This window comes from Streptomyces sp. NPDC008317, from assembly GCF_042955955.1.
Taxonomy (GTDB): domain Bacteria; phylum Actinomycetota; class Actinomycetes; order Streptomycetales; family Streptomycetaceae; genus Actinacidiphila.
This window is the reverse complement of the sequence record NZ_JBIBFQ010000007.1, coordinates 1-24,233: the sequence shown is the minus strand read 5'-3', so window position 1 is coordinate 24,233 and position 24,233 is coordinate 1. Positions and strand designations below refer to the sequence as shown.

12 protein-coding genes are annotated in these 24,233 nt (G+C 73.7%); 11 read left to right on the top strand and 1 reads right to left on the bottom strand.

The features are described from left to right. Positions 1-6 precede the first annotated feature (6 nt). Positions 7-720: an alpha/beta fold hydrolase gene (locus ACFY9V_RS22710; RefSeq protein WP_355334797.1), complete on the bottom strand. Its 714-nt coding sequence runs from the start codon at positions 718-720 to the stop codon at positions 7-9. Between the two features lie 300 nt (positions 721-1,020). Here ACFY9V_RS22710 and ACFY9V_RS22705 point away from each other — a divergent pair, with 300 nt between their 5' ends. From ACFY9V_RS22705 to ACFY9V_RS22655, 11 genes are all read left to right on the top strand, one after another. Beyond that, positions 1,021-1,314 carry a phosphopantetheine-binding protein gene (locus tag ACFY9V_RS22705; protein ID WP_391162583.1) on the top strand — a complete coding sequence of 98 codons (294 nt, stop codon included), beginning with the start codon at positions 1,021-1,023 and terminating at the stop codon, positions 1,312-1,314. Positions 1,315-1,430: 116 nt separating this feature from the next. After that, positions 1,431-2,774, top strand: a complete 1,344-nt coding sequence (locus ACFY9V_RS22700; RefSeq protein ID WP_355334791.1) for an NAD(P)/FAD-dependent oxidoreductase — start codon at positions 1,431-1,433, stop codon at positions 2,772-2,774. After that, positions 2,774-11,674, top strand: coding sequence for a beta-ketoacyl synthase N-terminal-like domain-containing protein (locus ACFY9V_RS22695; protein ID WP_391162582.1), 8,901 nt, complete (start codon positions 2,774-2,776; stop codon positions 11,672-11,674). Before ACFY9V_RS22700 ends, ACFY9V_RS22695 begins: the two co-directional genes overlap by 1 nt. Beyond that, complete coding sequence (locus tag ACFY9V_RS22690) at positions 11,671-16,383, top strand: beta-ketoacyl synthase N-terminal-like domain-containing protein (RefSeq protein WP_391162581.1); 4,713 nt, start codon at positions 11,671-11,673, stop codon at positions 16,381-16,383. The genes ACFY9V_RS22695 and ACFY9V_RS22690 overlap by 4 nt, the downstream gene beginning before the upstream one ends. Positions 16,384-16,447: 64 nt before the next feature. Continuing rightward, the gene (locus tag ACFY9V_RS22685) at positions 16,448-18,085 is read left to right on the top strand and encodes an FAD-dependent oxidoreductase (protein ID WP_355334782.1); all 1,638 of its coding nucleotides are present in this window, start codon (positions 16,448-16,450) and stop codon (positions 18,083-18,085) included. 36 nt (positions 18,086-18,121) lie between these two features. Then, complete coding sequence (locus ACFY9V_RS22680) at positions 18,122-19,774, top strand: NAD(P)/FAD-dependent oxidoreductase (protein ID WP_391162580.1); 1,653 nt, start codon at positions 18,122-18,124, stop codon at positions 19,772-19,774. After that, a complete protein-coding gene (locus ACFY9V_RS22675) occupies positions 19,764-20,348 on the top strand; it encodes a flavin reductase (protein WP_391047680.1) in 585 nt (194 codons plus the stop codon). The genes ACFY9V_RS22680 and ACFY9V_RS22675 overlap by 11 nt, the downstream gene beginning before the upstream one ends. Positions 20,349-20,350: 2 nt before the next feature. After that, a complete protein-coding gene (locus ACFY9V_RS22670) occupies positions 20,351-22,180 on the top strand; it encodes an AMP-binding protein (RefSeq protein ID WP_391162579.1) in 1,830 nt (609 codons plus the stop codon). A gap of 34 nt (positions 22,181-22,214) precedes the next feature. Then, entirely contained in the window at positions 22,215-23,816 is a 1,602-nt protein-coding gene (locus ACFY9V_RS22665) for a carboxyl transferase domain-containing protein (protein WP_391162578.1), read from the top strand. Further along, entirely contained in the window at positions 23,813-24,043 is a 231-nt protein-coding gene (locus tag ACFY9V_RS22660; RefSeq protein WP_391047672.1) for an acyl-CoA carboxylase epsilon subunit, read from the top strand. The genes ACFY9V_RS22665 and ACFY9V_RS22660 overlap by 4 nt, the downstream gene beginning before the upstream one ends. A 106-nt stretch (positions 24,044-24,149) precedes the next feature. Beyond that, a partial coding sequence (locus tag ACFY9V_RS22655; protein WP_355335748.1) for a biotin carboxylase N-terminal domain-containing protein occupies positions 24,150-24,233 on the top strand: 84 nt, incomplete at its 3' end.

The following is a 24,233-nucleotide window of genomic DNA, read 5'->3' as shown; positions in this document are numbered from 1 at the left end:
CGCGGATCACATCGCGCCCACCGTGAGCAGGTCCGCCAGCGCGGAGCGCAGTTCGGCGCTGGCGAGCATCATGTGGCCGCCCCTCACGGTGGTGACCCGGCACGGCCCGGTGGTCTCCGCCGCCCACGCGGCCAGCCCCGGCGCGTCCACCACCGGGTCCAGGTCGCCGGCGAAGACATGCACCGGGCAGGACAGCGGCGGCAGTTCGGTGGGACGGCGGTAGGTCTCCGTCATCCGCAGGTCGGCGCGGAGCGGCGGAAGGAACAGGTCGAGCAGTTCAGGACTGTCCTCGACGGCGGGCAGCGCGCCCTCCAACGTCCGCAGGCCGCTCAGCAGTTGGGCGGGCGGAGCGTTGTGCAGCGGCGGCAGCGCGTGCGGGGTGCGGGGCGAATTGCGTCCCGAGACGATCAGGGCGGCGGGCGGCCCGACCAACTGCGAGAGCCGGTGAGTCAGTTCGAAGGCGACCACGGCGCCGAAGCTGTGCCCGAACACCGCGTAGGGTCCCTCGATACCGGGTGCCAGCTCGGCCGCGAGGGTACGGGTCAGCGTGCCGATGTCCTGGGCGAGCGGTTCGCGCCTGCGGCTGCCGTGGCCCGGCAGGTCGACCGGGCGGACCCGCGCCACCTCGGCGAGGCCGGGCCGCCACGCGTGGTACATCACCGCGCTGCCGCCGGCATGGGGCAGGCACAGCAACTGGGGCCGTAGGGCGGGAAGCAGCACGGCCGCGGACCTCCTGTGATCGGGCGCACCGGATGGTCCCTCGATCCTCGCCGTTGCGGCGGCACGGGGCCACGGCCGTGAGTACTCATCATTAATGAGGACCCGCACGTGAAGCGGAAGCGGCGCCTCCCCCGTAAGTACGCACTTCGGGGCGTGTGTGCGCGGGCGTAATTCATCAGGTCTGGTGAAGTCCTCCGGCGGCGCCCGTAGCTACGTTTGGGGCCCTGGCCGAGCCGACCGCGACTTCGTGGAGTCGGGGGTTCCGCCGTGTCAACCCCGGACTCCGGAAGGTCGCTACGCATGTCCGACAGTTCTGATCCGCAGCTCGGCTACGACGAAGTCCTCGCGGAGCTGAAGGAGTTCGTCGAAACGCGATTCCTGCCCGAGGGCGAGGAGGGAATCGAGCCCGATTCCCCGCTGCTCCAGCTCGGAATCCTCACGTCGCTGAACACCACCGAGCTGATCGCCCATATCCACGACAAGTACGGGCTGTTCATGCCGCCCGAGTACATCGTCGGCAGGAACTTCAAGAGCCTGGACGCCATCAGCAAGCTCGTGGTCCGGATCCAGACCGACCCCGCCGCCATGGCCTGACGCTCTGTCCGACGCCGCTGTGCCGCCGCCGCTTTGACGCGGACGCGAACCGCCCGACCGGAAGCGCGGCCCGTGCCGAGGCAGGGCCCGTCCGATCCGACTCAAGAGGAGCAGTCTTGTCCGCAGTCGACTATGACATCGGGATCATCGGTGGAGGCCCGGCAGGCTCCACCGCGGCCTCATACCTGACCAGGGCCGGACTCACCGTCGCGGTCTTCGAGGGGGAGACCTTCCCCCGCGAGCACGTCGGCGAGTCACTGGTGCCCGCCACCACCCCCGTACTGCGCGACATCGGCGCGCTCGACCTCGTCGAGCAGGCCGGATTCCCCCGCAAATTCGGCGCGGCCTGGACGTCCGCGGCACCGGCCGGCATCCCCACCATGGGCTTCGGCGGCCTCTCGCACGGCCTCGGCGCCGCCGAGATCGAATTCGACGAGCGCGACCAGCCCGGCGTCCTCCAGTCCCACACGTACCACGTGGACCGGGGCAAGTTCGACCAGCTCCTGCTCCAGCACGCCGCCTCCTGCGGCGCGAAGGTCTTCGAGAACACCCGCATCGGCAGCGTCGACTTCTCCGGCGAGCACCCGGTGATCCACCCCGTCCGCGACAAGGACACCGGTGTCACCGTCCGCATGGTCGTGGACGCCAGCGGGCGCGGCACGATGCTCGGCCGCCAGCTCAAGCTCAAGGTCCCCGACCCGGTGTTCAACCAGTACGCGGTGCACACCTGGTTCGACGGCCTGGACCGCACGGCCCTCTCGCACGACAAGAAGAAGGCCGACTACATCTTCATCCACTTCCTGCCGCTGACCGACACCTGGGTCTGGCAGATCCCGATCACCGACACCATCACCAGCGTCGGCGTCGTCACGCAGAAGAAGCACTTCACCGCCTCCAAGGACGACCTGGAGGGCTTCTTCTGGGAGTGCGTGGGAAGCCGCCCCGAACTGCGCGCCGCGCTCGAGGACTCCGAGCGCGTGCGCCCCTTCAAGGCCGAGGGCGACTACAGCTACGGCATGAAGGAGATCACCGGCGACAACTTCGTGCTGATCGGCGACGCCGCGCGCTTCGTGGACCCGATCTTCTCCAGCGGCGTCAGCGTCGCGCTCAACAGCGCCCGCATCGCGACCAAGGACATCATCGCGGCGGCGGAGGCCGGGGACTTCAGCAAGTCCCGCTTCACCGAGTACGAGCGGACGCTGCGGCGCGGGGTGAGCAACTGGTACGAGTTCATCTCCATCTACTACCGGCTGAACATCCTGTTCACCGCCTTCGTGCAGGACCCCAGGTACCGGCTCGACGTCCTCAAGATGCTCCAGGGCGACGTCTACGACGACGACGAACCGCGCGCGCTCGCCGCGATGCGGAAGATCGTCGCCACGGTCGAGAACGATCCCGACCACCTCTGGTACAAGCACCTGGGCAGCCTGTCCGCGCCCTCAGCGGCGGCGCTGTTCTGATGACCGATCAGGCCCCGGAGGCGGTGGCGATCATCGGTGCCGGCTGCCGCTTCCCGGGCGGCGTGGCGGACCTGGCCGGATTCTGGCGGGTGCTGCGGGACGGCACGGACGTGATCACCGAGATCCCGCCGTCCCGCTCCGACCTCGCCCGGCACTACGACCCGGACCCCGACGCGCCAGGCCGGACGTACACGCGCTGGGGCGGTTTCATCGAGGACGAGACGCGTTTCGACGCGGAGTTCTTCGGTATCGCCCCGCGCGAGGCCCGGCAGATCGACCCGCAGCAGCGGATGCTCATCGAGGTCGCCTGGGACGCGCTGGAACACGCCGGGATCGTCCCCGGCAGCCTCGCCGGCACCCGTACCTCCGTCTTCTCCGGCGGCCTGAGCGTCGACTACTTCCTGCGGCACTCCCGCGAGGCGGGCGTCCGCGGCATCGACCCCTGGTACGCCTCGGGCAAGGAGGCCAGCTTCGGCCCCGGCCGGCTGTCGTACCTGCTCGGCCTCAACGGCCCGAGCGTGGCGCTGAGCACCGCCTGCTCCTCCTCGCTGGTCGCCGTGCACCTCGCGCGGCAGAGCCTGCTCACGGGGGAGTCCGACACCGCGCTGGTCGGCGGCGTCAACCTGCTGCTCTCCGCCGAGCTGACGGTGTTCATGTCCAAGGTCGGCGCCATGGCCAAGGACGGGCACTGCAAGGTCTTCGACGCGGCGGCCGACGGAATCGTCCGCGGCGACGGCTGCGTGGTGCTCGTCCTCAAGCGGCTGACCGACGCGCTCGCCGACGGCGACCGCGTGCTGTCCGTGATCCGCGGCTCCGCCGTCAACCACGACGGGCACAGCGCGGGACTGACCGTGCCCAGCGCCGCCGCCCAGCAGTCGCTGCTGCGGGACGCCCTGGCCGCCGCGGACGTACGACCCGACGAGATCGGCTACGTCGAGGCGCACGGCACCGGCACCCCGCTCGGCGACCCCATCGAGATGAGCGCGCTCGCCCGGATTCTCGGCGAAGGACGCGACGCGGAACACCCGCTGCTGGTCGGCTCGTTGAAGACCAACTTCGGGCACACCGACGGCGCGGCGGGCGCGGCCGGGCTCCTCAAGGCGGCACTGGCCGCACAGCACGGCGAGATCCCGCCGCATCTGCACCTGGACCGGCTCAACCCCGGTATCCGCTGGGACCGTTGGCCGGTGCGGGTGCCGACGGACCTCACCGCGTGGCCGGACGGCGGCGGGCGGCGACTGGCCGGCGTCAGCGCCTTCGGGCTCAGCGGCACCAACGCCCATGTGATCGTCGAGGCACCGCCCGCGGTCGCCCCGCCCGCCGAGGCGGCACAGGACCGGCCGTCCCGGCTGCTCCTGCCGGTCTCCGCGCGCTCCGGCGCCGCGCTGCGCGAACTGGCCCGTGCGCACCGCGACCGGCTGCTCGACCAGCCGGAGGCCGAACTGGCCGCGTACGTCACGGCGGCGGGCACCCGGCGCACCCAGCACGGCGAGCACCGCATCGCCGTCACCGGCAGGACGGCCACCGAACTCGCCCAGGAACTCGGCGCGTTGCTGGAGACGTCTCTCGACACCGCCGTGCCGGACCTGGCGGCGGAAGAGCGAGGCGGCGCGCAGTGGGGCGGCACGGACGCCGGGGACTTCGGCGACCCGGGCGACTCGGGCGACGACCTGCCGCAGGTCTGCTTCGTCTTCTCCGGGCAGGGCGGCCAATGGACGGGCATGGGCCGCGAACTGCTGGCCCACGAGGACGCCTTCCGGACCGAACTGACCCGCGTGGACGAGCTGATCGCCGCGGAGGCGGGCTGGTCGGTGATCGGCGAACTGACCGCGGACGCCGAGCACTCCCGGCTGACCCGGACCGAATTCGCCCAGCCTGTCGTCTTCGCCGTGCAGGTGGCCGCCGCCGCGCTCTGGCGCTCCTGGGGCGTGGAGCCCGCCGCCGTCATCGGGCACAGCATGGGCGAGATCGCCGCCGCCCACGTGGCGGGCGCCCTCACCCTCACCGACGCCGTACACGTCATCGTGCACCGCGGACGCCTCCTCCAACGGGCCGAGGGCGGCGGCCGGATGGCCTCCGTGGCCCTCCCCGAAGCCGACCTGCTGCCGCTGCTCGCCGCATACGGCGACGACGTGACCGTGGCCGCCGTCAACGGTCCCGCGAGCACCGTCGTCTCCGGACGCACCGAGGCCGTCGAGGCCCTGGGCGCCGAACTGGCCGAGCTCGGCCACGGCTACCGCGCGATGCCCGGCGAATACGCCTTCCACAGCGCGCAGATGGCGCCCTACCAGGACGAACTCGTCGCCATGCTCGGCGAGATCACCCCGGCGAAGCCGCGCGTGCCGGTCCACCTCACCTGCGAGCCGGGCGCCGAGGGCCCCTTCGGCGCCGACTACTGGGGACGCAACCTCCGCCAGCCGGTCCGCTTCTCCGCCGCGCTCGGCCGCGCGCTCGACGCCGGTCACCGCCTCTTCGTGGAGCTGGGCCCGCACCCGGTGCTCGCCCAGCCCGTCGTCCAGAGCCTGGAGGACCGGGGAGTCGACGGGCTCGTCGTCCCCACCCTGCGCCGCGACACCGACGACGTCGCCACCGCGCGCACCTCGCTGGCCAGGCTCTACGCCGCCGGGGTCGACATCCGCTGGCCCGAGGTCAATCCGGGACCCACGGCCGTCACTGACCTGCCCGGCTACCCGTGGCAGGGCGACAAGCTGTGGTTCGACATCCCCGCGCCCGACGCGAACGCCGATGCCGACACCCTGCCGCGACTGAGCGCACTGCACGGTGAGTTGAAGCTGTACGACGAGGCCGGGCGGCTCGTCGCCGAGACCGTGGGACTGCGCCTGAGCACACCGGGCGCGCCGCTGTCCGAGACGGCGCCGCCCGCCCTGCCCGCGCCGGTGGACGCCGCTCCCGCCACCGCTCCGGCGACCCCGGCGCGCCCCAGCCGCGACCAGCTCGCCGACCTGGTCGCGGACGCCGCCGCGGAGGTGCTGGGGCTGGCCTCCGGCACCACCGTGGCGCGCGGTCGCGGCTTCACCGACCTCGGCATGGACAGCCTCGGCGCCGTCGAGCTGTGCAAGGTGCTGGAACGGTCCGTGCCGCTGAGGCTGCCGAAGACCGCGGCCTTCGACCACCCCACCGTGCGGCGGTTCGCCGACTACCTCGACGGCCTGCTCGGCGACGCCCCGGCTCCCGCGCCCGCCGTGGCCCGCACGACCGACACGGCGGCCGTGTCCCGTACGACCGACACGCCCGCGGCTCCGTCCGCGCCGACCGGCACGCCCGGCGCGCCCGAGCCGATCGCCGTCATCGGCGTCGGCTGCCGCTTCCCCGGCGGCGCCGAGGGCCCGGAGGCCTACTGGCGGCTGCTGACCGCGGGCCGCGACGCCGTACGCCGCGCCCCCGACGGCCGCTTCGACGACCCGCGCGTGTGGTGGGGCGGCTTCCTGGACGACGACCCGGCGGGCTTCGACGCGCCGTTCTTCCGGATCCCGCCGCGCGAGGCCAAGGTGATGGACCCGCAGCAGCGGATGTTCCTCGAAGTGGCCTGGGAGGCGCTGGAACACGCGGGCGTCCCGCCGACCTCGCTCGCCGAGTCCCGCACCGGGGTCTTCCTCGGCATGAACTCCACCGACTACGCCCAGATCGTGGGCAGCCACCCCGACAACGTGGACGCCTTCTACGGCACCGGCACCTCCTTCAGCGCCGCCGCCGGCCGTCTGTCGTACCTGCTCGGCATGCGCGGCCCGAGCCTGGCCGTCGATACCGCCTGCTCGTCCTCGCTGGTCGCGGTGCACCTCGCGGTGGCCAGCCTGCGCTCGGGCGAGAGCGACCTCGCGGTCGCCGCGGGCGTCAATCTCATCCTCGGCCCCACCATCCACCGGGCCAGCGACGCCGCCGGGGCCCTCGCGGCCGACGGCCGGTGCAAGACCTTCGACGCCACCGCCGACGGATACACGCGGGGCGAGGGCTGCGGAGCCGTCATCCTCAAGCCGCTGTCCGCCGCCCGGCGCGACGGCGACCGGGTCCTGGCGCTGATCCTCGGCTCCGCCGTCAACCAGGACGGCGCCAGCAGCGGCTTCACCGCCCCCAACGGTCCCGCGCAGGAGACACTGCTGCGCGCCGCACTCGCCGACGCCCGCGTCGGCGCGGACGACATGGACTACGTCGAGGCGCACGGCACCGGCACCCCGCTCGGCGACCCGATCGAACTGCGGGCGCTCGGCGCGGCGTTGGCCGGACGGACGGCCCAGCAGCCCTGCCTGGTCGGCTCGGTGAAGACCAACATCGGCCACCTGGAAGCCGCGTCCGGCATCGCGGGACTCATCAAGACCGTCCTGGCCCTGCGGCACGAGACCGTGCCCGCGCACCTGCACTTCACGCGGCCGAGCCCCGACATCCCCTGGGACGAACTGCCCCTGGACGTCCCGACCGAGGCCCGCCCGTGGGCCCGCGGCGAGCGCCGCAGGGTCGCCGGGGTCAGCGCCTTCGGCTTCAGCGGCACCAACGCGCACATCGTGCTCGCCGAGGCCCCCGCGACCGACGCCTCCGACGTCCCCGATGCCCCCGGTACCTCCGACGCGGACGACGGCGCGGCCCTGACCGCTCGCCTCCACGTCCTGCCGCTGTCCGCCGCGTCCCCCGCCGCACTGCGCGACCGGGCCGCCGCCCTGAGCTCACTGCTCAGCGCCGAGCCGGACGGCGACGCGACACGGGACGCGCACGGCGCGGAACCGGCCGCCGTGGCACGGACCCTGGCCGTACACCGCTCCCACCTCGACCACCGGCTGGTCGTCGTGGGCCGCGACCGCGCCGCGCTCGCCGAACGACTGACCGCCGTCACCGACGGTGACAGCGTCCCCGGCACCGTCCTCGGCAAGGCCGCCGCACGCGCACGCGGACCCGTCTTCGTCTTCTCCGGACACGGCTCCTACTGGCCCGCCATGGGCCGCTCCCTGCTGGCCGCCGACCCGGTGTTCCGGGACGCGATCGCGGACTGCGACGCCGCGCTCGCCCGCCACCTGGACTGGTCGGTGCGCGAAGCGCTGGAATCCGCGCGCGAGCCTTCGAACGAACTCGACCAGCAGATCATGCTCTTCGCCACCCAGTACGGCCTGACGGCGAGCTGGCGCGCCCTGGGCGTCGAGCCCGCCGCCGTGCTCGGCCACAGCATGGGCGAGGTGTCGGCCGCCCTGTGCGCGGGCGCGCTCGACCTGGCGCAGGCCGCGGAGATCATGGTGCGCCGCACCCACCTGCTGCGGGCCCTGGTCGGCCAGGGCGGCATGGCCGTGGTCGGCCTCGACGCCGACCGCACCGAGGACGAACTGGCACCGTACGGCGACCGGTTGTGCGTCGCCGTGGTCAACAGCCGACAGTCGACGGTGGTGTCGGGAGAGACGACCGCACTGGAGGAACTGGGCGCCCGAATGCGCGCGCGCAACGTGTTCTTCCGTGCGGTCAACGCCGGCGGCCCGGCCCACAGCCCCTGGGCCGAGCCGCTGCGCGAACAGCTTGTACACGCCCTGACCGGCCTGGCCCCGGCCGCCCCGCGCCTGCCGATGTACTCCTCGGTGGACGGCGCTCCGCTCGCCGCCGACACCCCCCTGGACGCCGCCTACTGGGGCCGGAACCTGCGGCAGACCGTACGGTTCGCCGACGCCGTACGGGCAGCGGCGGCGGACGGACACGACACCTTCGTGGAGCTGTCCGCCCACCCCATCCAACTCGTGCCCATCGAGCAGGAGTTGCGGGCCGCGGGCACCGACGGACTGTTCGTGCCGTCACTGCTGCGCGACCAGGACGGCCCGGAGTCGCTACTCACCGGGCTCGGCGCCCTGCACGTCGGCGGCCAGGCCGTGGACTGGCCGCGGCTGCACCCCGGGAACGGCCCGCTCGCCGAGCTGCCGACCTACCCGTGGGAGCACAAGCGGTACTGGGTCGACCAGCGCGACGCCGCCCCCGCGAACAAGGGCGCCCACCCGCTGCTGACCCGCGACGTCCGCACCCCGTCGGGCCGCGTCGTGGAGACGGACCTCGACGCCCGTACCGCCACCCGGCTCGGCGCCGAACCCGTGGGCGCCGCGCTGCGGGTGCCCGGCGCCACCTGGCTGGAGCTGGCCGTCGCCGCGGCCGGGACCGCCTTCGGCCCCGGCCGCCCCGTCCGCCTTGAGGACATCACCCTCGACCGCCCCCTGCTGGTCCCGGCCGACGGCTCCGTCACCACCCAACTCAGCCTGGAACGCACCGCGTCGGGCGACCGGCCGGGCCTGGCGCTCACCTTGTGGGAGCCCGCCACCGACACCGCGCCGCGCCCCCGCAGCCTCGTCTCGGGCCGCGCCCTGCCAGGACGCGCGCCGTCCGACACCGCTGCGGACGCCCCGCCGCACCCGCGCGGCCCGGTCGACGAGGCCCTGCGCGCCTGGGTGGCCCGGCACGCCACCGGGGACTGCGCGCCGACCCCGGAATCGGCCCGGACCGCCGACGGCCGCATCGAACTCGAACTGCGGCTGCGCCCGGCCACCATGCGCTGGCACCTCGCCCCCGACCTCCTCGAACTCGCCCTGCGGCTGCCCGCGTTCCTGCTGTCCGCCGACCCCGCCGACCCGTCGCCGCTCCCCGCCTCCCTCGACAGCCTCACCCTGTACGCGGCCCCCGACGACCGCGTCCTCGTCACCGCCGCCCTGCGCCCCGACACCGCGGGCGACCCGACCGCCGACATCCGCCTGACCACCCCCGAGGGCCGGCCGCTCGCCGAGATCACCGGCCTGCGCCTCGCCCCGCCGCGAGGCCGCGTCCTCAACCAGGAGGAGACCGCGCGCCTCACCACCAGCCTGTACGTCCTCGGCTGGCAGGAGCGCCCGCTGACGGTCCGTCAGCCCGAGCAGCGGCCGGCCGAAACCCCGGCTCGGCTCGAAGCCGGGACTCCGCAGCGCGGCTTGACCGCCCATGTCCCCGCCCAGCGGGACGGCCTCGGCGCATCGCGGACCGAGGACGACCCGTCCACAGCCGCCGGGGGAGCGGGGGCGCCCCTGACCGGACCCGTCACCGTCGTCCTCGCCGACCGCGGCGGCGTCGCCGAGGAACTGGCACGGGCACTGGCCGCACAAGGGCGGCCCGCGACCCTGCTGGCGGCCGACGGCGAGCCCGACGCCGTACGGCAGCGACTCGCGGACGCGCTGCGGGAGTTGCGCACCGGGCCCGGCTGCCGGGACGTCGTGCACCTCGGGGCGCTGGACCTGCCGGAGCGGGACGAGCCCGACCCCCTCGCCGTGGCCGACGCGTGCGCGGGGGTGACGGCGGTCGCCTCCGTGACGGCGGCGGTCGCCAGCGGCGCACGCGTGCTGTACGTGACGCGGGGCGCGGTCGCGGTGGACGAGCTGGAACTGCCCGCCGCCGCACAGGCACCGCTGCGGCAGTCCGCGATCGTCTCCGGCGTGGAACGCCCCACCGCCTGGGGCGCCGCGCTCGACCTGGACCCGCTGACCTCGGGTGTGGCGGAGGACGCGGCGGCCGTCGTGGCCGAACTGCTCGCCCACGGCGCCGACCGCGCCGGAGGCGAGGACGTCGAGGACCAGATCGCGCTGCGCGCCGGCCGCAGGCTCACCGCCCGGGTGCTGCGCGCCCCGGCCCCGCCGCCGCTGTTCGAGCCGGTCGAACTGGCCGCCGACCGCAGCTATCTGGTGGCGGGCGCGGAAGGACCGCTGCCCGACCGGGTGGCCGCCTGGCTGACCGCGCGCGGCGCGGGCCGCACGCTGGTCGTGCCCCGCGTGGAGGACGCCAAGCAGGCGACCCGGCTGATCGAGGACGAGGCCGCGGCCGGACACCCCGTCGCGGGCGTGATCTGGCTCGGCGTCGGCTGGAATCTGCCGATCGACCAGGAGCCGACCGCCGCCGCGATCGCCGAGGCGGTCGAGGGCCGCGCCCGCGGCGCGTGGCTGCTGCACCAAGCAGCGCTCGACACGCGTACCGACCTGGACCTCTTCCAGGTGTGGGGCACCGTGGCGTCGGCCTGGGCGGCGATCGGGGCGGGCGTGCAGGCCCCGGTGGACGCGCTGCTCACCGCCCTCGCCGGGCACCGGCGCGCCCTGGGCCTGCCGGTCTGCGCCATCGCCTGGGCGCCCTGGCTCGACGTGGATCTGCTGGACCGCGACAGCGCCAACCGGCTGACACGCAGCGGCATGCGCCTGCTCCCGCCCGGCATCGCCGTGGAACTGCTCGACCGGATCACCGCGGCGGGCCTGACCGGCGCCGCCGCGGCCGACGCCGACTGGGGCCTGCTGCTGCCGCTCTACCAACAGGCCCGCCCCTGGCCGCTCTTCGACGCCCTGGCCGCCGAGGCGGCGGCTGCGCCCGGTGACTCCGGCGCGCTGCTGGACAAGCTGCGCTCACTGCCCGACGCGGCGCGCGGCGATCTGCTGCTGGAGTGCGTCCTGGAGGAGGTGGCGGTGGTGCTCGGCCTGGACGGACCCGGCGAACTGGAGCCCCGGCAGGGCTTCTTCGAACTGGGCCTGAACTCCATCACGGCGCTGGAGATGAAGGTACGGCTGGAGCGCCGCTTCGGCAGCGCGCTCCCCGCGACCCTCGCCTTCGAATACCCGACGGGCGACGCCGTGGCCGGATTCCTCGCCGCCGAGGTGGTCGGCGGATCGGGCGACGAGCGGTCTGACGCGCCGCAGCCCGCCGCCGACAGCGTCACCCGTACCCAAGACACCGGACGCGCCGAGAACGCCGCGACCACCGGACGCGCCGAAAGGACCGAAGGCACCGCGGACAACGCCACCGTCACCGGCGACCTCACCGATGAAGACGACTACGACGACCCCGACGACGCGGACCTCTTCGCCCGTCTGGACGCCGAAGTCGCCGCCGTGAACGCCCTCATCGAGGGAGACAAGCGATGAACCAGCCCACCGACGGTGCCGGACCCCGCACATCGGACCGTACGCCGGAGCGCGCACCGGACCAACGGTCCCGCCTCGCCCAGGCATTGGAGACCATCGGGCGGCTGCGCACGATGGTCGAGGACCAACGGGCCGCGCTGCACAGCCCGGTGGCCGTCATCGGCGTCGGCTGCCGCTTCCCCGGCGGCGCCGACTCGCCCGAGCGCATGTGGGACCTGCTGCGCGACGGCGTGGACGCCATCGGCCCCTTCCCGCGCGACCGTTGGGACACCGACCCGTACTACGACCCCGACCCCGAGGCGCCCGCGAAGGCGTACGTCGTGGAAGGCGGGTTCCTGGACAGCGCCGACACCTTCGACGCGCAGCTCTTCGGGATCGCGCCGGGCGAAGCACTCGGAATGGACCCCCAGCAGCGGATCGCGCTCGAAGTCGCCTGGGAGGCGCTGGAGCGGGCCGGCATCCCGCACGACTCGCTGGACGGCTCCCGCACCGGCGTCTACATCGGCGCGAGCACCAGCGACTACGTACGGCTGCGGCAGCAGTACGGCGACCCGGCCGCGATCGACGGCTACCAACTCCTCGGCGAGAACAGCTTCATCGCCGGACGCATCGCGCACACCTTCGGGCTGCGCGGACCCGCGCAGGTCGTCGACACCGCCTGCTCCTCCTCACTGGTCGCCGTCCACCAGGCGTGCCAGGCCCTGCGCCTGGGCGAGACCGATCTGGCACTGGCGGGCGGGGTCAACGTCATCCTGTCCCCGTACGGCTTCGTGCTGGTCAGCAAGGCCGGGGCGGTCTCGCCCGACGCCCGCTGCAAGGCGTTCGACGCCTCCGCCGACGGCTACGCACGCGGCGAGGGCTGCGGCCTGGTGGTGCTCAAGCGGCTCAGCGACGCGGTGGCCGACGGCGACCGGGTGCTCGCCGTCATCCGGGGCAGCGCCGTCAACCACGACGGCCACGCCAGCGGCATCTCCGTACCCAGCGGCAAGGCGCAGCAGGAGGTCATCCGCGCGGCCCTCGCCGACGCGGGAGTCGCCGCCGACCGGATCGGCTACGTCGAGGCGCACGGCACCGGCACCGCCCTCGGCGACCCCATCGAACTGCGCAGCCTGGAGACCGTCCTCGGCACCGGCCGTTCGGCGGATCACCCCGTCTACGTCGGGTCGGTGAAGACCAACGTCGGCCATCTGGAGGCGGCGGCGGGCATCGCCGGGCTGATCAAGAGCGTGCTGGCCGTCGGCCACGGCGAGATCCCGGCGAGCCTGCACTTCCGCACGCCCAACCCCAACGTCGACTGGGACGCGCTGCACCTGCGGGTCGCCGCCGAGCACACCCCGTGGCCGTCCGACGGGCAGCCGCGCACCGCGGGCCTCAGCTCGTTCGGCGCCAGCGGCACCAATGTCCACCTCGTCATCGAGGAACCGCCCGCCATGACCACCGAGCAGCCCGAGCCGGACCCGCGGCCGGGGCGGCAGGCAGAAGTGTTCGTCGCGTCGGCCCGCAGCGAACCGGCGCTGCGTGAACTCTCCCTGCGCTGGGCCGACTTCCTGCGCGCCAACCCGGCGACCCCGCTGGACTCCGTGGCCCGCACCATCGCCGCCGGCCGCTCACCGCAGCAGGTCCGCGCCGCCTTCACCGCCCGCGACACCGCCTCGCTCGCCGACCGGCTGCACGACTTCGGGACCGGCGACGGCGGTCCCGCCCCCCGCCGCGCCCAGGCCGCGCACCGCGTGAAGACCGCCTTCATGTTCACCGGCCAGGGCGCCCAGTTCGCGGGCATGGGACGGGAGTTGTACGAGGCCGAGCCGGTGTTCCGGCAGGCTCTGGAGCGCTGCGCCGAGATCGTCGACCCGGTCCTGGACCGACCGCTGCTGGAGGTCGTCCACCCCGTCGAGCCCGACGGCTCGCTCGACAGGACCGGCTACACCCAACCCGCGCTGTTCGCCGTCGAATTCGCGCTCGCCGAGCTGTGGGCGTCCTGGGGCGTCCGCCCCGCCGCCGTGATCGGCCACAGCGTCGGCGAGTACGCGGCGGCGTGCGTCGCCGGAGCGGTGGACCTGGAGGACGCGCTCGGGCTGATCGCCCTGCGGGCCCGGCTGATGGAGTCGGTGACCGCGCCCGGCGCGATGCTCGCCGTACAACTGGACGCGCAGGCCGCCGAGCGGGCCATCGGCTCCCGCGCCGACCTGGTCGCCGTCGCCGCCGTCAACGGGCCCCAGGACACGGTCCTTTCCGGCGATGCCGACGCCATCGCGGAGATCCGGGCGGAGCTGGCCCGCGAGGGTGTGACCGCCAAACCGCTGACCGTCTCGCACGCCTTCCACTCGCCGCTGCTCGACCCGGTCCTCGCCCCGCTGGAGGAGGCGGCGGCGAAGATCACCTTCCGTGAGCCGCGCGTCCCGCTGATCTCCAACCTCACCGGCCGGCCGCTGGACCGCGCCACCCTCGCGGACCCCGGCTACTGGGCCCGGCACGCCCGGCAGCCCGTCCGCTTCCACGACGGCGTGCTGGCACTGCGCGAGACCGGCGTCGGCGCCTTCGTGGAGATCGGCCCCGGCCGGACCCTGCTCGGCCTGGCCGCCCGCGCCCTGCCCGACCCCGACCTGCTGTGGCTGCCGTCCCTGCGGCGCGGCCGGCCCGAGGCCGAGCAGGTCCTGGGGAGCCTAGGCGCGCTGCACGCCTGGGGTGTACCCGTCGACTGGTCGCGGGTGCACCCGGCCACCGCCGACCGGCACGTGCCGCTGCCCACGTACGCCTTCCAGCGGCTGCGACTGAACTTCCCGCTGGCCGACGGCACCTCTCCGGTACTGCCAGGGCCCGGCGGGGCGGTCGCGGACCCCGAAGCCGGGGACTACCCGCAGTACGCGGTGGAGTGGCACCGCTCGCCGCGCGCGGGCCGCGCCGCGGATCCGGCCGGGCGCACCCTGCTGTTCACCGACACCACGGGGGTCGGTGAGCGGCTGGCGGCGGAGCTGTCCTCGCTCGGCGGGGAGTGCGTGCTGGCCAGGATCGGCGACGGTCCGGCCGGGCTGCCGGGCGCCCGGAGCGTCCCCGCGGGCGATCCCGCCGCGCTGCGCGCGCTGCTGGCCGACGTCGGCCCGGTCGACCGGATCGTGCACCTGGCGGCCCTCGACGCGCCCGGCGGCGACAAGACCACCGTCGAGGACCTGGCGCGGGCCCGTGTGACGGGACCCGAGACCGTGGTGCACCTGATCCAGGCGCTCGCCGAAGGAGCCGCCCAGGCGCCTCCCGGCTCCGCCTCCGAAGCCGCCACCGCCGGGGCCCGGCCGCCCCGGCTGTGGCTGGTCACCCGCGGCGCGCAGGCCACCGGCGAGGAGGAGGCCCCCGAGGGCCTGGCGGGATCGCTGCTCACCGGCCTCGCCAAGGTCGTCTCGCTGGAACACGCCGACCTGTGGGGCGGGGCCGTCGACCTGGACCCGCAAGGCGGCGCGGCCGACAGCGGCGCCGCGGAACTGGCCGAGGAACTGCTCCTCGGCGACGAGGACGACGAGGTCGCCTACCGCGGCGGCGCCCGCCTCGTCCCCCGTCTGATCCGCTCCGGCCCCCCGGCCGACGACGCCCCGCGCCTCCAAGTGACCGGCGACGGAAGCTACTTGATCACCGGCGGGCTCGGCGGCCTCGGGCTGACGCTGGCCGAGTGGCTGGTCGGCCTCGGCGCCCGGCACCTGGTCCTCACCGGCCGCGCGGGCTTGCCCCCGCGTCAGAGCTGGGACGACCCGGCGCTCCCCGCGCCCGTCGCCGAGCGGGTCGCCGCCATCCGCGCCCTGGAGACCGAGGGCGCGCGGGTGACCGTCGCCGCCGCCGACGTGGGCGACGAGGCGGGCATGGCGGCGGTCCTCGCGGACATCGCCGACAGCGGGCAGCCGCTGCGCGGCGTCATCCACGCCGCGGGCCTGGCCGGGGCGCAGAACATCGCGGAGGCCGACCCCGAGTCGCTGCACGCCGTGCTGCTGCCCAAGGTCGAGGGAGCCTGGACGCTGCACCGGCTGCTGGACGGCACACCGCTGGACTTCTTCCTGCTGATGTCGTCCATCGCCTCCGTGTGGGGTTCGGCGCACCTGGGCGCGTACGCCTCGGCCAACCGCTTCCTCGACGCGCTCGCCGCCTACCGCCGCGGCACCGGCGCCACCGCGCTCAGCGTGAGCTGGGGCCCCTGGCGGGTGGCCAGCGGCCTGGGCGGCGACGAGCTGATGGCCCGTCTGGAGGCCCTGGGGCTCCGGGCGATCGACCCGGAGACCGGGCTGCGGCACCTGGGCCCGCTGCTCGCCTCCGACACCGCGCACGCCGTGGTCTCCGGCGCCGACTGGACGACGCTCGGCCCGCTGCTGGAATCGCGCCGCGCCCGCCCGCTGCTGACCGAGGTCCGCGCCGACAGCGCCGGTCCCGGCCAGGACCAGGGTCCCTCCGAACACCTGCGGGCCGTCCTGGACGCGCCCGCCGACCAGCGCGAACCGCTGCTCGACGGCTACGTCAGAACAGTCCTCGCCGACCACCTCGGCGTCGCGCTCACCGAGATCACCGACGACATCAGCCTGCTCGACCTGGGACTGGACTCGCTGGGGGTGACGCAGGTCATCGCCCGCTACCGCGCCGACCTGGCCCTGCGCCTGGAACCCCGTCCCTTCTTCGAGGAACCGGCCGTCCACTGGGCACGGCTGCTCGCCGCCGAGGTCGCCCGTCAGCACTGACCCACCGATCCGGCTGCACCGGCCGAAGCCCCAGGACACACCGCCGTATCCCAGGAGGTCGCAGATGAACACCCGCCACGACGTAGCCATTCTCGGCGCAGGCATCGCCGGTTCGATCCTGGGCGCCGTACTCGCCCGCAACGGCGCCAAGGTGCTGCTGCTGGACGCCGGCACCCACCCGCGGTTCGCCATCGGGGAGTCCACCATCCCCTACACCTCGGTGCTGATGAAGGTCGTCAGCGCCCGCTACGACGTGCCGGAGATCGCCCACCTCGCCAGCTTCCAGAGCGTACGCAAGCACGTGACCGGGGCCTGCGGCGTCAAGCGCAACTTCGGCTTCGTCTACCAGCGCGAGGGCCAGGCCCAACGGCCCGACGAGGTCAACCAGTTCGTCATCCCGAAGATGCTGCACACCGAGAACCACTTCTACCGGCAGGACATCGACGCCTACATGGCGTACACCGCCGCCTCCTACGGCGCGGTCCTGCGGCAGCAGACCCGGATCCAGGACGTCGACATCGACGGCTCGGGCGTCACCTTGACCACCGACCGCGGCGAGACCTTCCAGGCCCGCTACGTGGTCGACGCCAGCGGCCACCGCTCCCCGGTCGCCGAGCACTTCGGCCTGCGCGAACAGCCCACGCGCTTCAAGCACCACTCGCGCTCGCTGTTCACGCACATGGTGGGCGTCACCCCGTACGACGACGTCATGCGCAACCCGTCGCAGTACGGCAACCCCAGCCCGTGGCACCAGGGCACCTTGCACCACGTCTTCGACGGCGGCTGGCTGTGGGTGATCCCCTTCGACAACAACAAGGGCGGCACCAACCGGCTGTGCAGCGTCGGCCTCACCCTGGACCCGCGCCGCCACCCGCGGCCCGACGGCCCGCCGCAGCAGGAATTCGACGAATTCCTCAGCCGGTTCCCCGACATCGCACCGCAGTTCAAGAACGCCCGCCCGGTCCGCGAGTGGGTCTCCACCGGCCGGTTGCAGTACTCGACCACCAGCACCGTCGGCGACCGCTTCTGCATCACCGCGCACGCCGCCGGATTCATCGACGCGCTCTACTCCCGCGGCCTGACCAACACCCTCGAAGTCGTCAACGTCCTGGGCTACCGGCTGCTCGACGCGATCCGCGACGACGACTTCTCCCGCGAACGCTTCGCCTTCGTCGAGCAGTTGGAGCAGGGCCTGCTCAGCGCCAACGACGACCTGGTCAACAGCTCCTTCATCGCCTTCCGCGACTACGAGATGTGGAACGCGGTCTTCAGGACCTGGGCGATCTCCACCGTGCTCGGCACCTTCCACCTCGAAGGCGTCTACGACCGGCTGCGGCGCGGCGGCGACACCGGCCCGCTGCGCGAGATGGAGCACTCCAAGTACCTCGGCTCGCCCTTCCCCACCCACGACGGCTGCAACGAACTGCTGCGCCACACCACCGCCGTCAGCGAGCAGGTGGAGAACGGCACCATCACACCGCAGGAGGCGACCCGGCGGCTGTTCGCGCAGCTCTCCGCCGCCGACTTCATCCCGCCGCCGCTCAACCTCGACAAGCCGGGCAACCACTTCTTCCACGCGACCCCCGCGCGCATGGCGCGCACCGTCGCCTGGGCCCGGACCAAGGCACCCGCCGACATCGCGGGCACGGTGACCCACGCCATGCGCGGCTTCGCCATGGAACGCGTCGCGCACGGCGGCTGACCCATCCGTATCCGACCCGAACAGGTGATGGGCACCATGAGAACCGACCCCGACCACATCGGAGACGACCAGCGTGACCCGGACGTCACCGTCCTGGGCACCGGGATCACGGCCACCTCGCTGGCCGTGATCCTCGCCCGGCACGGCCTGCGCGTCCTGCTGCTCGGCGAGCACGACACGTCCGGCAGCGAGCCGGGTGAGATGACGCTGCCGTGCACCTCGTTCCTCTACGAGGTGATCGCCGAGCGCTTCCGGGTGCCGGAGATCGCGCTGCTCGCCGACGCGGGACGGGTCGGACGCGAACTGTCGTACAACTGCGGCGTGCAGCGCACCCTCGGCTTCGTGCACCACCACGAGGGCGCCGGGCACCGGCGGGCCGACTCCCTCCAGTTCAACATCCCCTCGGAGCACGGCGAGAGCCGCTTCTACCGGCCCGACCTGGACGCCTGGATGCTCGCCGCGGCCGTCGGGTACGGCGCCCGGGTACGGCAGCGGGTCCGGGTCGACAAGGCCGTCGCCGAGGACGACCGGGTACGCCTGACCCTGACCTCGGGCGAGGAGATACGCACCCGCTTCGTGGTCGACACCGGCGGCCCCGACTCGGCCGTGGCCCGCGCGCTCGGCGCCGAGCGGGTCTCCGGGGGCACCGGCACGCGGGTGATCGGCGCGCACGCCGTCGGCGTACGGCCGTACGAGCGGGTCGCGCCGGTCCTCAAGGGTTCGCACCCCTGGTCGCAGGGCACCTTGCACCACGTCTTCGACGGCGGCTGGATACAGGTCGGCCACTTCCGCAACGGCTCGGGTACGCCGGCCGGCTCCGCGCTCGCCACCGTCACCCTGTCGCTGGACGCCGCCCGCTTCCCCCGGCAGGGGACCGACGGCTGGGAGGAGATCCTCGCCCGCGCCGCCCGTCACCCGGCCGTCGCCGCCCAACTCGCCGACGCCCAGCCGATGTTCTGCTGGACGGCCGACTCCGGCCAGTGGCACGCCTCGCGCACCGTGGGCGACCGCATGCTGCTGCTCGACGGCTCCGCGCTCGGCGGCGACCCGGTCCTCGGCCGCGACCTCTACACCTCCGCCCAACTCGTCTACTCCGCGGCCTCCGACATCCTCGCCGCGGCCAGGGACGACGACTGGTCGGCGGGCCGCTTCCGCTATCTGGAGCGATTGCAGCACGGCATGGCGGACCGTCAGGACCGCCTGGTGGACGCCGCGTTGACCGCCAGTTCGCACCCCGCGCTGTGGAGCGCGACGGCCAGGGTCTGGCTGCTGGGCACCATGTTCGACGCGCTCTCCCTCAAGCGGAGCGCCAAGACGATGGCGTCGGGCGCCGCCGAGGCCGCCCTCACCTCGCTGCGCGCCGACCCCGCCACCGGTGTCTGCCACGAGACGCTGCCGGAATACCGCGAGCTGCTCGACTTCACCCTCGCCGCCTGCCGCGACACCGCCGAGGGCCGCGCCACCGCCCGCCAGAGCGCCGACCGGATCTTCGTCCGCCTGCGGAACGAACCGATGGTGCCGCCGATCTACGGCTTCGGCGACCCCACCGACCGCGAGTACGTCCTCACCACCCCGCAACGGGTGCGCACCCTGCTGTGGGCGCGCAAGGAAGCACCACCGGGAGTGCTGCGCCTGGTGCGGCCCTACGGTGCGCGCGGCGGCGGAAAAGACCTCGGCCATGACGACTGACCAGGAACAGGACATCCGACGCAGACTCGCCCACCTGGGGATCGTGGACATGGAAGCAGACACCGGAACCAAGAGGTTCCCCGCCCAGGCCCTGCCGCCGGAGCCGTCCGCCATGCGCCAGGTGTGCGGGCACTTCACCACCGGCATCACCGTCGTCACCAGCGTGATCGACGGGCAATGGGTCGGCGCCACCGTCAACTCCTTCACCTCCGTCTCGCTGGAACCGCCCCTGGTGCTGTTCTGCCTGCGGCACGACTCCCGGCTGCTGGCCGCCGTCCGCGCCACCGGGACCTTCGCCGTGAGCATCCTCGGCGCGGCACAGGGCCCGGTCGCCATGGGCTTCGCCGCACCGGGGCCGACCCGCTTCGACGGGCTGGACTGCCTCAGCGGCAGCGCCGGCGCGCCCATCCTGCGCGACGCCATCGGCTACCTGGAGTGCAAGGTCGCCGACGAGTACCACGGCGGTGACCACCGGATCGTGGTCGGCGCCGTCACCTCGCTGGGCACGCTGGAGGACGACGGCCCGCTCACCTTCTACCGCGGACGGCTCGCCCGGCTCGACAAGGAGCGCTGACCATGAGCATCGACCTGACGCGACAGCCCGTCGCCGAGGCCGTGCCCCCGTACCCCGACCCCTCCGCGCCGCTCGACCTGCGCACCCTGCCCGAGGTGCGCACCCTGGTGGACGCGCTGCGGCTGCGCGCCGCGACACGGCCGGACGACACCGCCTTCGTCTTCCTGCACGACGGCGAGGAGCCGCAGGACCCGCTGACCTACGGCGCCCTCGACGCCGACGCCCGGCGGCACGCCGTCGCGCTCACCGCCGCGGGACTCGCCGGCCGCAACGCCGTACTGCTCTACCCCTCAGGATTCGATTTCGTCCGCGCCCTGCTCGGCTGCATGTACGCGGGCATCGCCGCGGCGCCGGTCCAGGTGCCCAGCCGGGTCAGCGGACTCCAGCGGCTGCGCGGCATCGCCGACGACGCGGACACCCACGCCGTCCTCACCACGGCCGCCGTGGCACGCGAGCTGCGGGAGCGGTTCGGCGACCGCCCGGAGCTGACCGGCCTGACGCTGATCCCCACCGACGAACTGCCCGAGGACGCCGCCGGGGGCGCGGACCCGGAGCAGTGGCACGGCACCCTGCCGGGACCGGGCGACACCGCGCTGCTCCAGTACACCTCGGGGTCGACCGGCGACCCCAAGGGCGTGATGGTCACCCACGCCAACTTCATGGCCAACGCGCGGGAGACCGACGACCTGTGGCCCTGCGGTCCCGGCGCCACCGTGGTGTCCTGGCTGCCGCTCTTCCACGACATGGGCATGCTGTTCGGGATCGTGCTGCCGCTGTGGGCGGGCCCGACCTCGTACCTGATGACACCCGAGGCGTTCATCCGCCGCCCGGCCCGCTGGCTGGAGGCGATCTCGCGGTTCCGCGGCACGCACGCCGCCGCGCCCGGCTTCGCGTACGACCTGTGCGTGTCAGCCGCCGCGGAAGGCCGGATCGGCCCCGGCCTCGACCTGTCCAGTTGGCAGGTCGCGGGCAACGGCGCGGAACCGGTGCGCTGGCGGACCATCGAGAACTTCGCCGCCGCCTTCGCCCCCGCGCGCTTCGACCCGCGCGCGATGTGCCCCGGCTACGGGCTCGCCGAGAACACCCTGAAGGCCACCGGCGACCGCGTCGACCGGGAACCCGCCGCCCTGTGGGTCTCCGACGACGCCCTGCGGGACGGCGTGGTCCGGCAGGTCGACGCGGACGCGCCCGGCGCCGTGCCGATCGTCGGCTGCGGCGCGCCGGAGTCCGGGACCCGGATCAGGATCGTCGACCCCGCGACCCTGAACCCGCTGCCAGACGGCCGCGTCGGCGAGATCTGGATCAACGGACCCTGCGTCGCGGCCGGCTACTGGGGCCGCCCGGAGGCGAGCAAGGAGACCTTCTGGGCCCGCACCGCCCCCGCCGCCGACGACAGCCACGAATACCTGCGCACCGGCGACCTCGGCTTCCTCCACGACGGCACCCTGTACATCAACGGGCGGCTCAAGGACCTCGTCATCCGCGCGGGCCGCAACCACTACCCGCAGGACATCGAACTGTCCGCCGAGACCGCCGCCCCCGGCCTGCGCCCCAACTGCGCTGCGGCCTTCTCCGTGGACGACGGCAGCACCGAGAAACTGGTCGTCGTCGTGGAGGCCGACGGGCGGACCCTGCGCGAGACCGGTACGGAACGGCTGCACAGGCTTGTACGTGAGGCGGTCTGGGACAATCATCGGCTGGAGGCGGACGACGTACTGCTGGTGCGGCGCGGCACTCTGCCCAAGACCTCCAGCGGCAAGGTGCGACGCCGCGCCTGCCGACAGCTCTACACGGACGGATCGCTGGCCGACGCCGTCGTACGAAGCGGCTGACGTCCGGGCCCCGCGACGCCCGCACGGCCAGGTCATGACGCACCGAGGAGACACCGTGTCCGCAAGCCCAGGAAGAGGAACCACCGCCGAGCGGCTGTCCGAACTCACCCGCAGGCGGGCCGAGTCGGCGCGGCTGGCGACCGACGCACCAGCCGTCGCGCGCCAGCACGACAAGGGCAAGCTCACCGCCCGCGAACGCATCGACGCCCTGGTCGACCCGGGCAGCTTCGTCGAGCTGGACGCCATGGCCAGGCACCGCTGCCACGACTTCGGCATGGACCGCCAGCGTCCGCTCGGCGACGGCGTGATCACCGGATACGCCACGATCGACGGCCGCCGGGTCTGCCTGTTCGCCCAGGACTTCACCGTCTTCGGCGGCAGCCTCGGCGAGGTCTACGGCGAGAAGATCCTCAAGGTGATGGACCTGGCGCTGCGCACCGGCTGTCCCATCATCGGCATCAACGACTCGGGCGGCGCCCGCATCCAGGAGGGCGTGGTCTCCCTCGCCCTCTACGCCGAACTGGTCAAGCGGCACGTCCAGGCGTCCGGTGTCATCCCGCAGATCTCCCTGATGACCGGCCCCTGCGCGGGCGGCGCCGTCTACGCCCCGGCGATCACCGACTTCATCGTCATGGTCGAGGGCATCTCCCACATGTTCGTCACCGGGCCCGACGTGCTGAAGACGGTGACCGGCCACCAGATCGACCGCGAGGAACTGGGCGGCGGCTACAGCCACAACGCCGTCTCGGGCAACGCCCACCACCTCGCGCGCGACGAGAAGGAGGCGTTCGAGTACGTCCGCCTGCTCCTCGGCTACCTCCCGTCGAACAACATGGACGACGCGCCCGACTACGAGGTGCGCGCCGCGGAGGAGTACACCGCCGCCGACCTCGCGCTCGACGAGCTGATCCCCGACGAGGCCAACCGGCCCTACGACATGCACCAGGTGATCCACACCGTCCTCGACGACGGCGAGCTCCTCGAAACGCAGGAACTGTTCGCCCGCAACATCATCTGCGGTTTCGGCCGGGTGGAGGGCCGCAGTGTCGGCGTGGTCGCCAACCAGCCCTCTCACATGGCCGGGGCACTCGACATCGACGCCAGCGAGAAGGCCGCCCGCTTCATCCGCACCTGCGACGCCTTCCACATCCCCGTCCTCACCTTCGTGGACGTCCCCGGCTTCCTGCCGGGCCTGGAGCAGGAACGCGGCGGCATCATCCGGCGCGGAGCCAAGCTGATCTACGCCTACGCCGAGGCCACCGTCCCCATGGTCACGGTCGTCACCCGCAAGGCGTACGGCGGCGGGTACGGCGTCATGGGCTCCAAGCACCTCGGCACCGACGTCAACCTCGCCTGGCCCACCGCCGAGATCGCCGTCATGGGCGGCGAGAGCGCGGTCACCGTCCTGCACCGCCGCGCCGTCGAGCAGGCCGAGGACCCGGCCGCCGAGCGCGACCGGCTGCGCGCCGAGTACGAACAGGCGCTGTGCAACCCGTACGTCGCCGCCGAGCGGGGCTACGTGGACGCGGTGATCATGCCGCACGAGACCCGCGGGCAAGTGGCCCAGGCGCTGCGGGCGCTCGCCGACAAGCGGGTGACGCGGCTGCCGCGCAAGCACGGGAACATCCCGCTGTGAGCGGCGCGCGCGACCCCGACATCCGGGTGGTGCGGGGCGAGCCCACCGCCGAGGAGCTGGCCGCGCTGCTCGCGGTGTGGGCGGGCGCCGGCGCCGCGCTCGGTGACGAGCCCGCGGCGCGGCGGTCACCTTCGCGGCGATCGTGGCGGCGGGGCACGGTGCCCGCCCCGGACCGCGGCCCCGGCCAGTGGCGGCGCGGCGGCCGGAGCGGCGGCTGGACGCCGTGAGCGCGGCCGTCCGTCGCGCGGCCCCCTGACCGCCGCGGGGCGTCGGAGCCGGGAAGCCGCCGGAGTCGGGGAAGCCGAACCAGCCAAATGAGCCAAGGGAGCCATCGTGCGCAAGGTGCTCATCGCGAACCGCGGTGAAATTGCTGTCCGCGTTGCCCGTGCCTGCCGGGATGCGGGGATCGCGAGTGTG

What these genes read in the sequence shown, in the direction of transcription:
- ACFY9V_RS22665 (WP_391162578.1), top strand. Translation starts at nt 22,215, where the DNA reads ATGACGCACCGAGGAGACACCGTGTCCGCAAGCCCAGGAAGAGGAACC.
- ACFY9V_RS22690 (WP_391162581.1), top strand. Translation starts at nt 11,671, where the DNA reads ATGAACCAGCCCACCGACGGTGCCGGACCCCGCACATCGGACCGTACG.
- ACFY9V_RS22685 (WP_355334782.1), top strand. Translation starts at nt 16,448, where the DNA reads ATGAACACCCGCCACGACGTAGCCATTCTCGGCGCAGGCATCGCCGGT.
- ACFY9V_RS22705 (WP_391162583.1), top strand. Translation starts at nt 1,021, where the DNA reads ATGTCCGACAGTTCTGATCCGCAGCTCGGCTACGACGAAGTCCTCGCG.
- ACFY9V_RS22680 (WP_391162580.1), top strand. Translation starts at nt 18,122, where the DNA reads ATGAGAACCGACCCCGACCACATCGGAGACGACCAGCGTGACCCGGAC.
- ACFY9V_RS22670 (WP_391162579.1), top strand. Translation starts at nt 20,351, where the DNA reads ATGAGCATCGACCTGACGCGACAGCCCGTCGCCGAGGCCGTGCCCCCG.
- ACFY9V_RS22695 (WP_391162582.1), top strand. Translation starts at nt 2,774, where the DNA reads ATGACCGATCAGGCCCCGGAGGCGGTGGCGATCATCGGTGCCGGCTGC.
- ACFY9V_RS22675 (WP_391047680.1), top strand. Translation starts at nt 19,764, where the DNA reads ATGACGACTGACCAGGAACAGGACATCCGACGCAGACTCGCCCACCTG.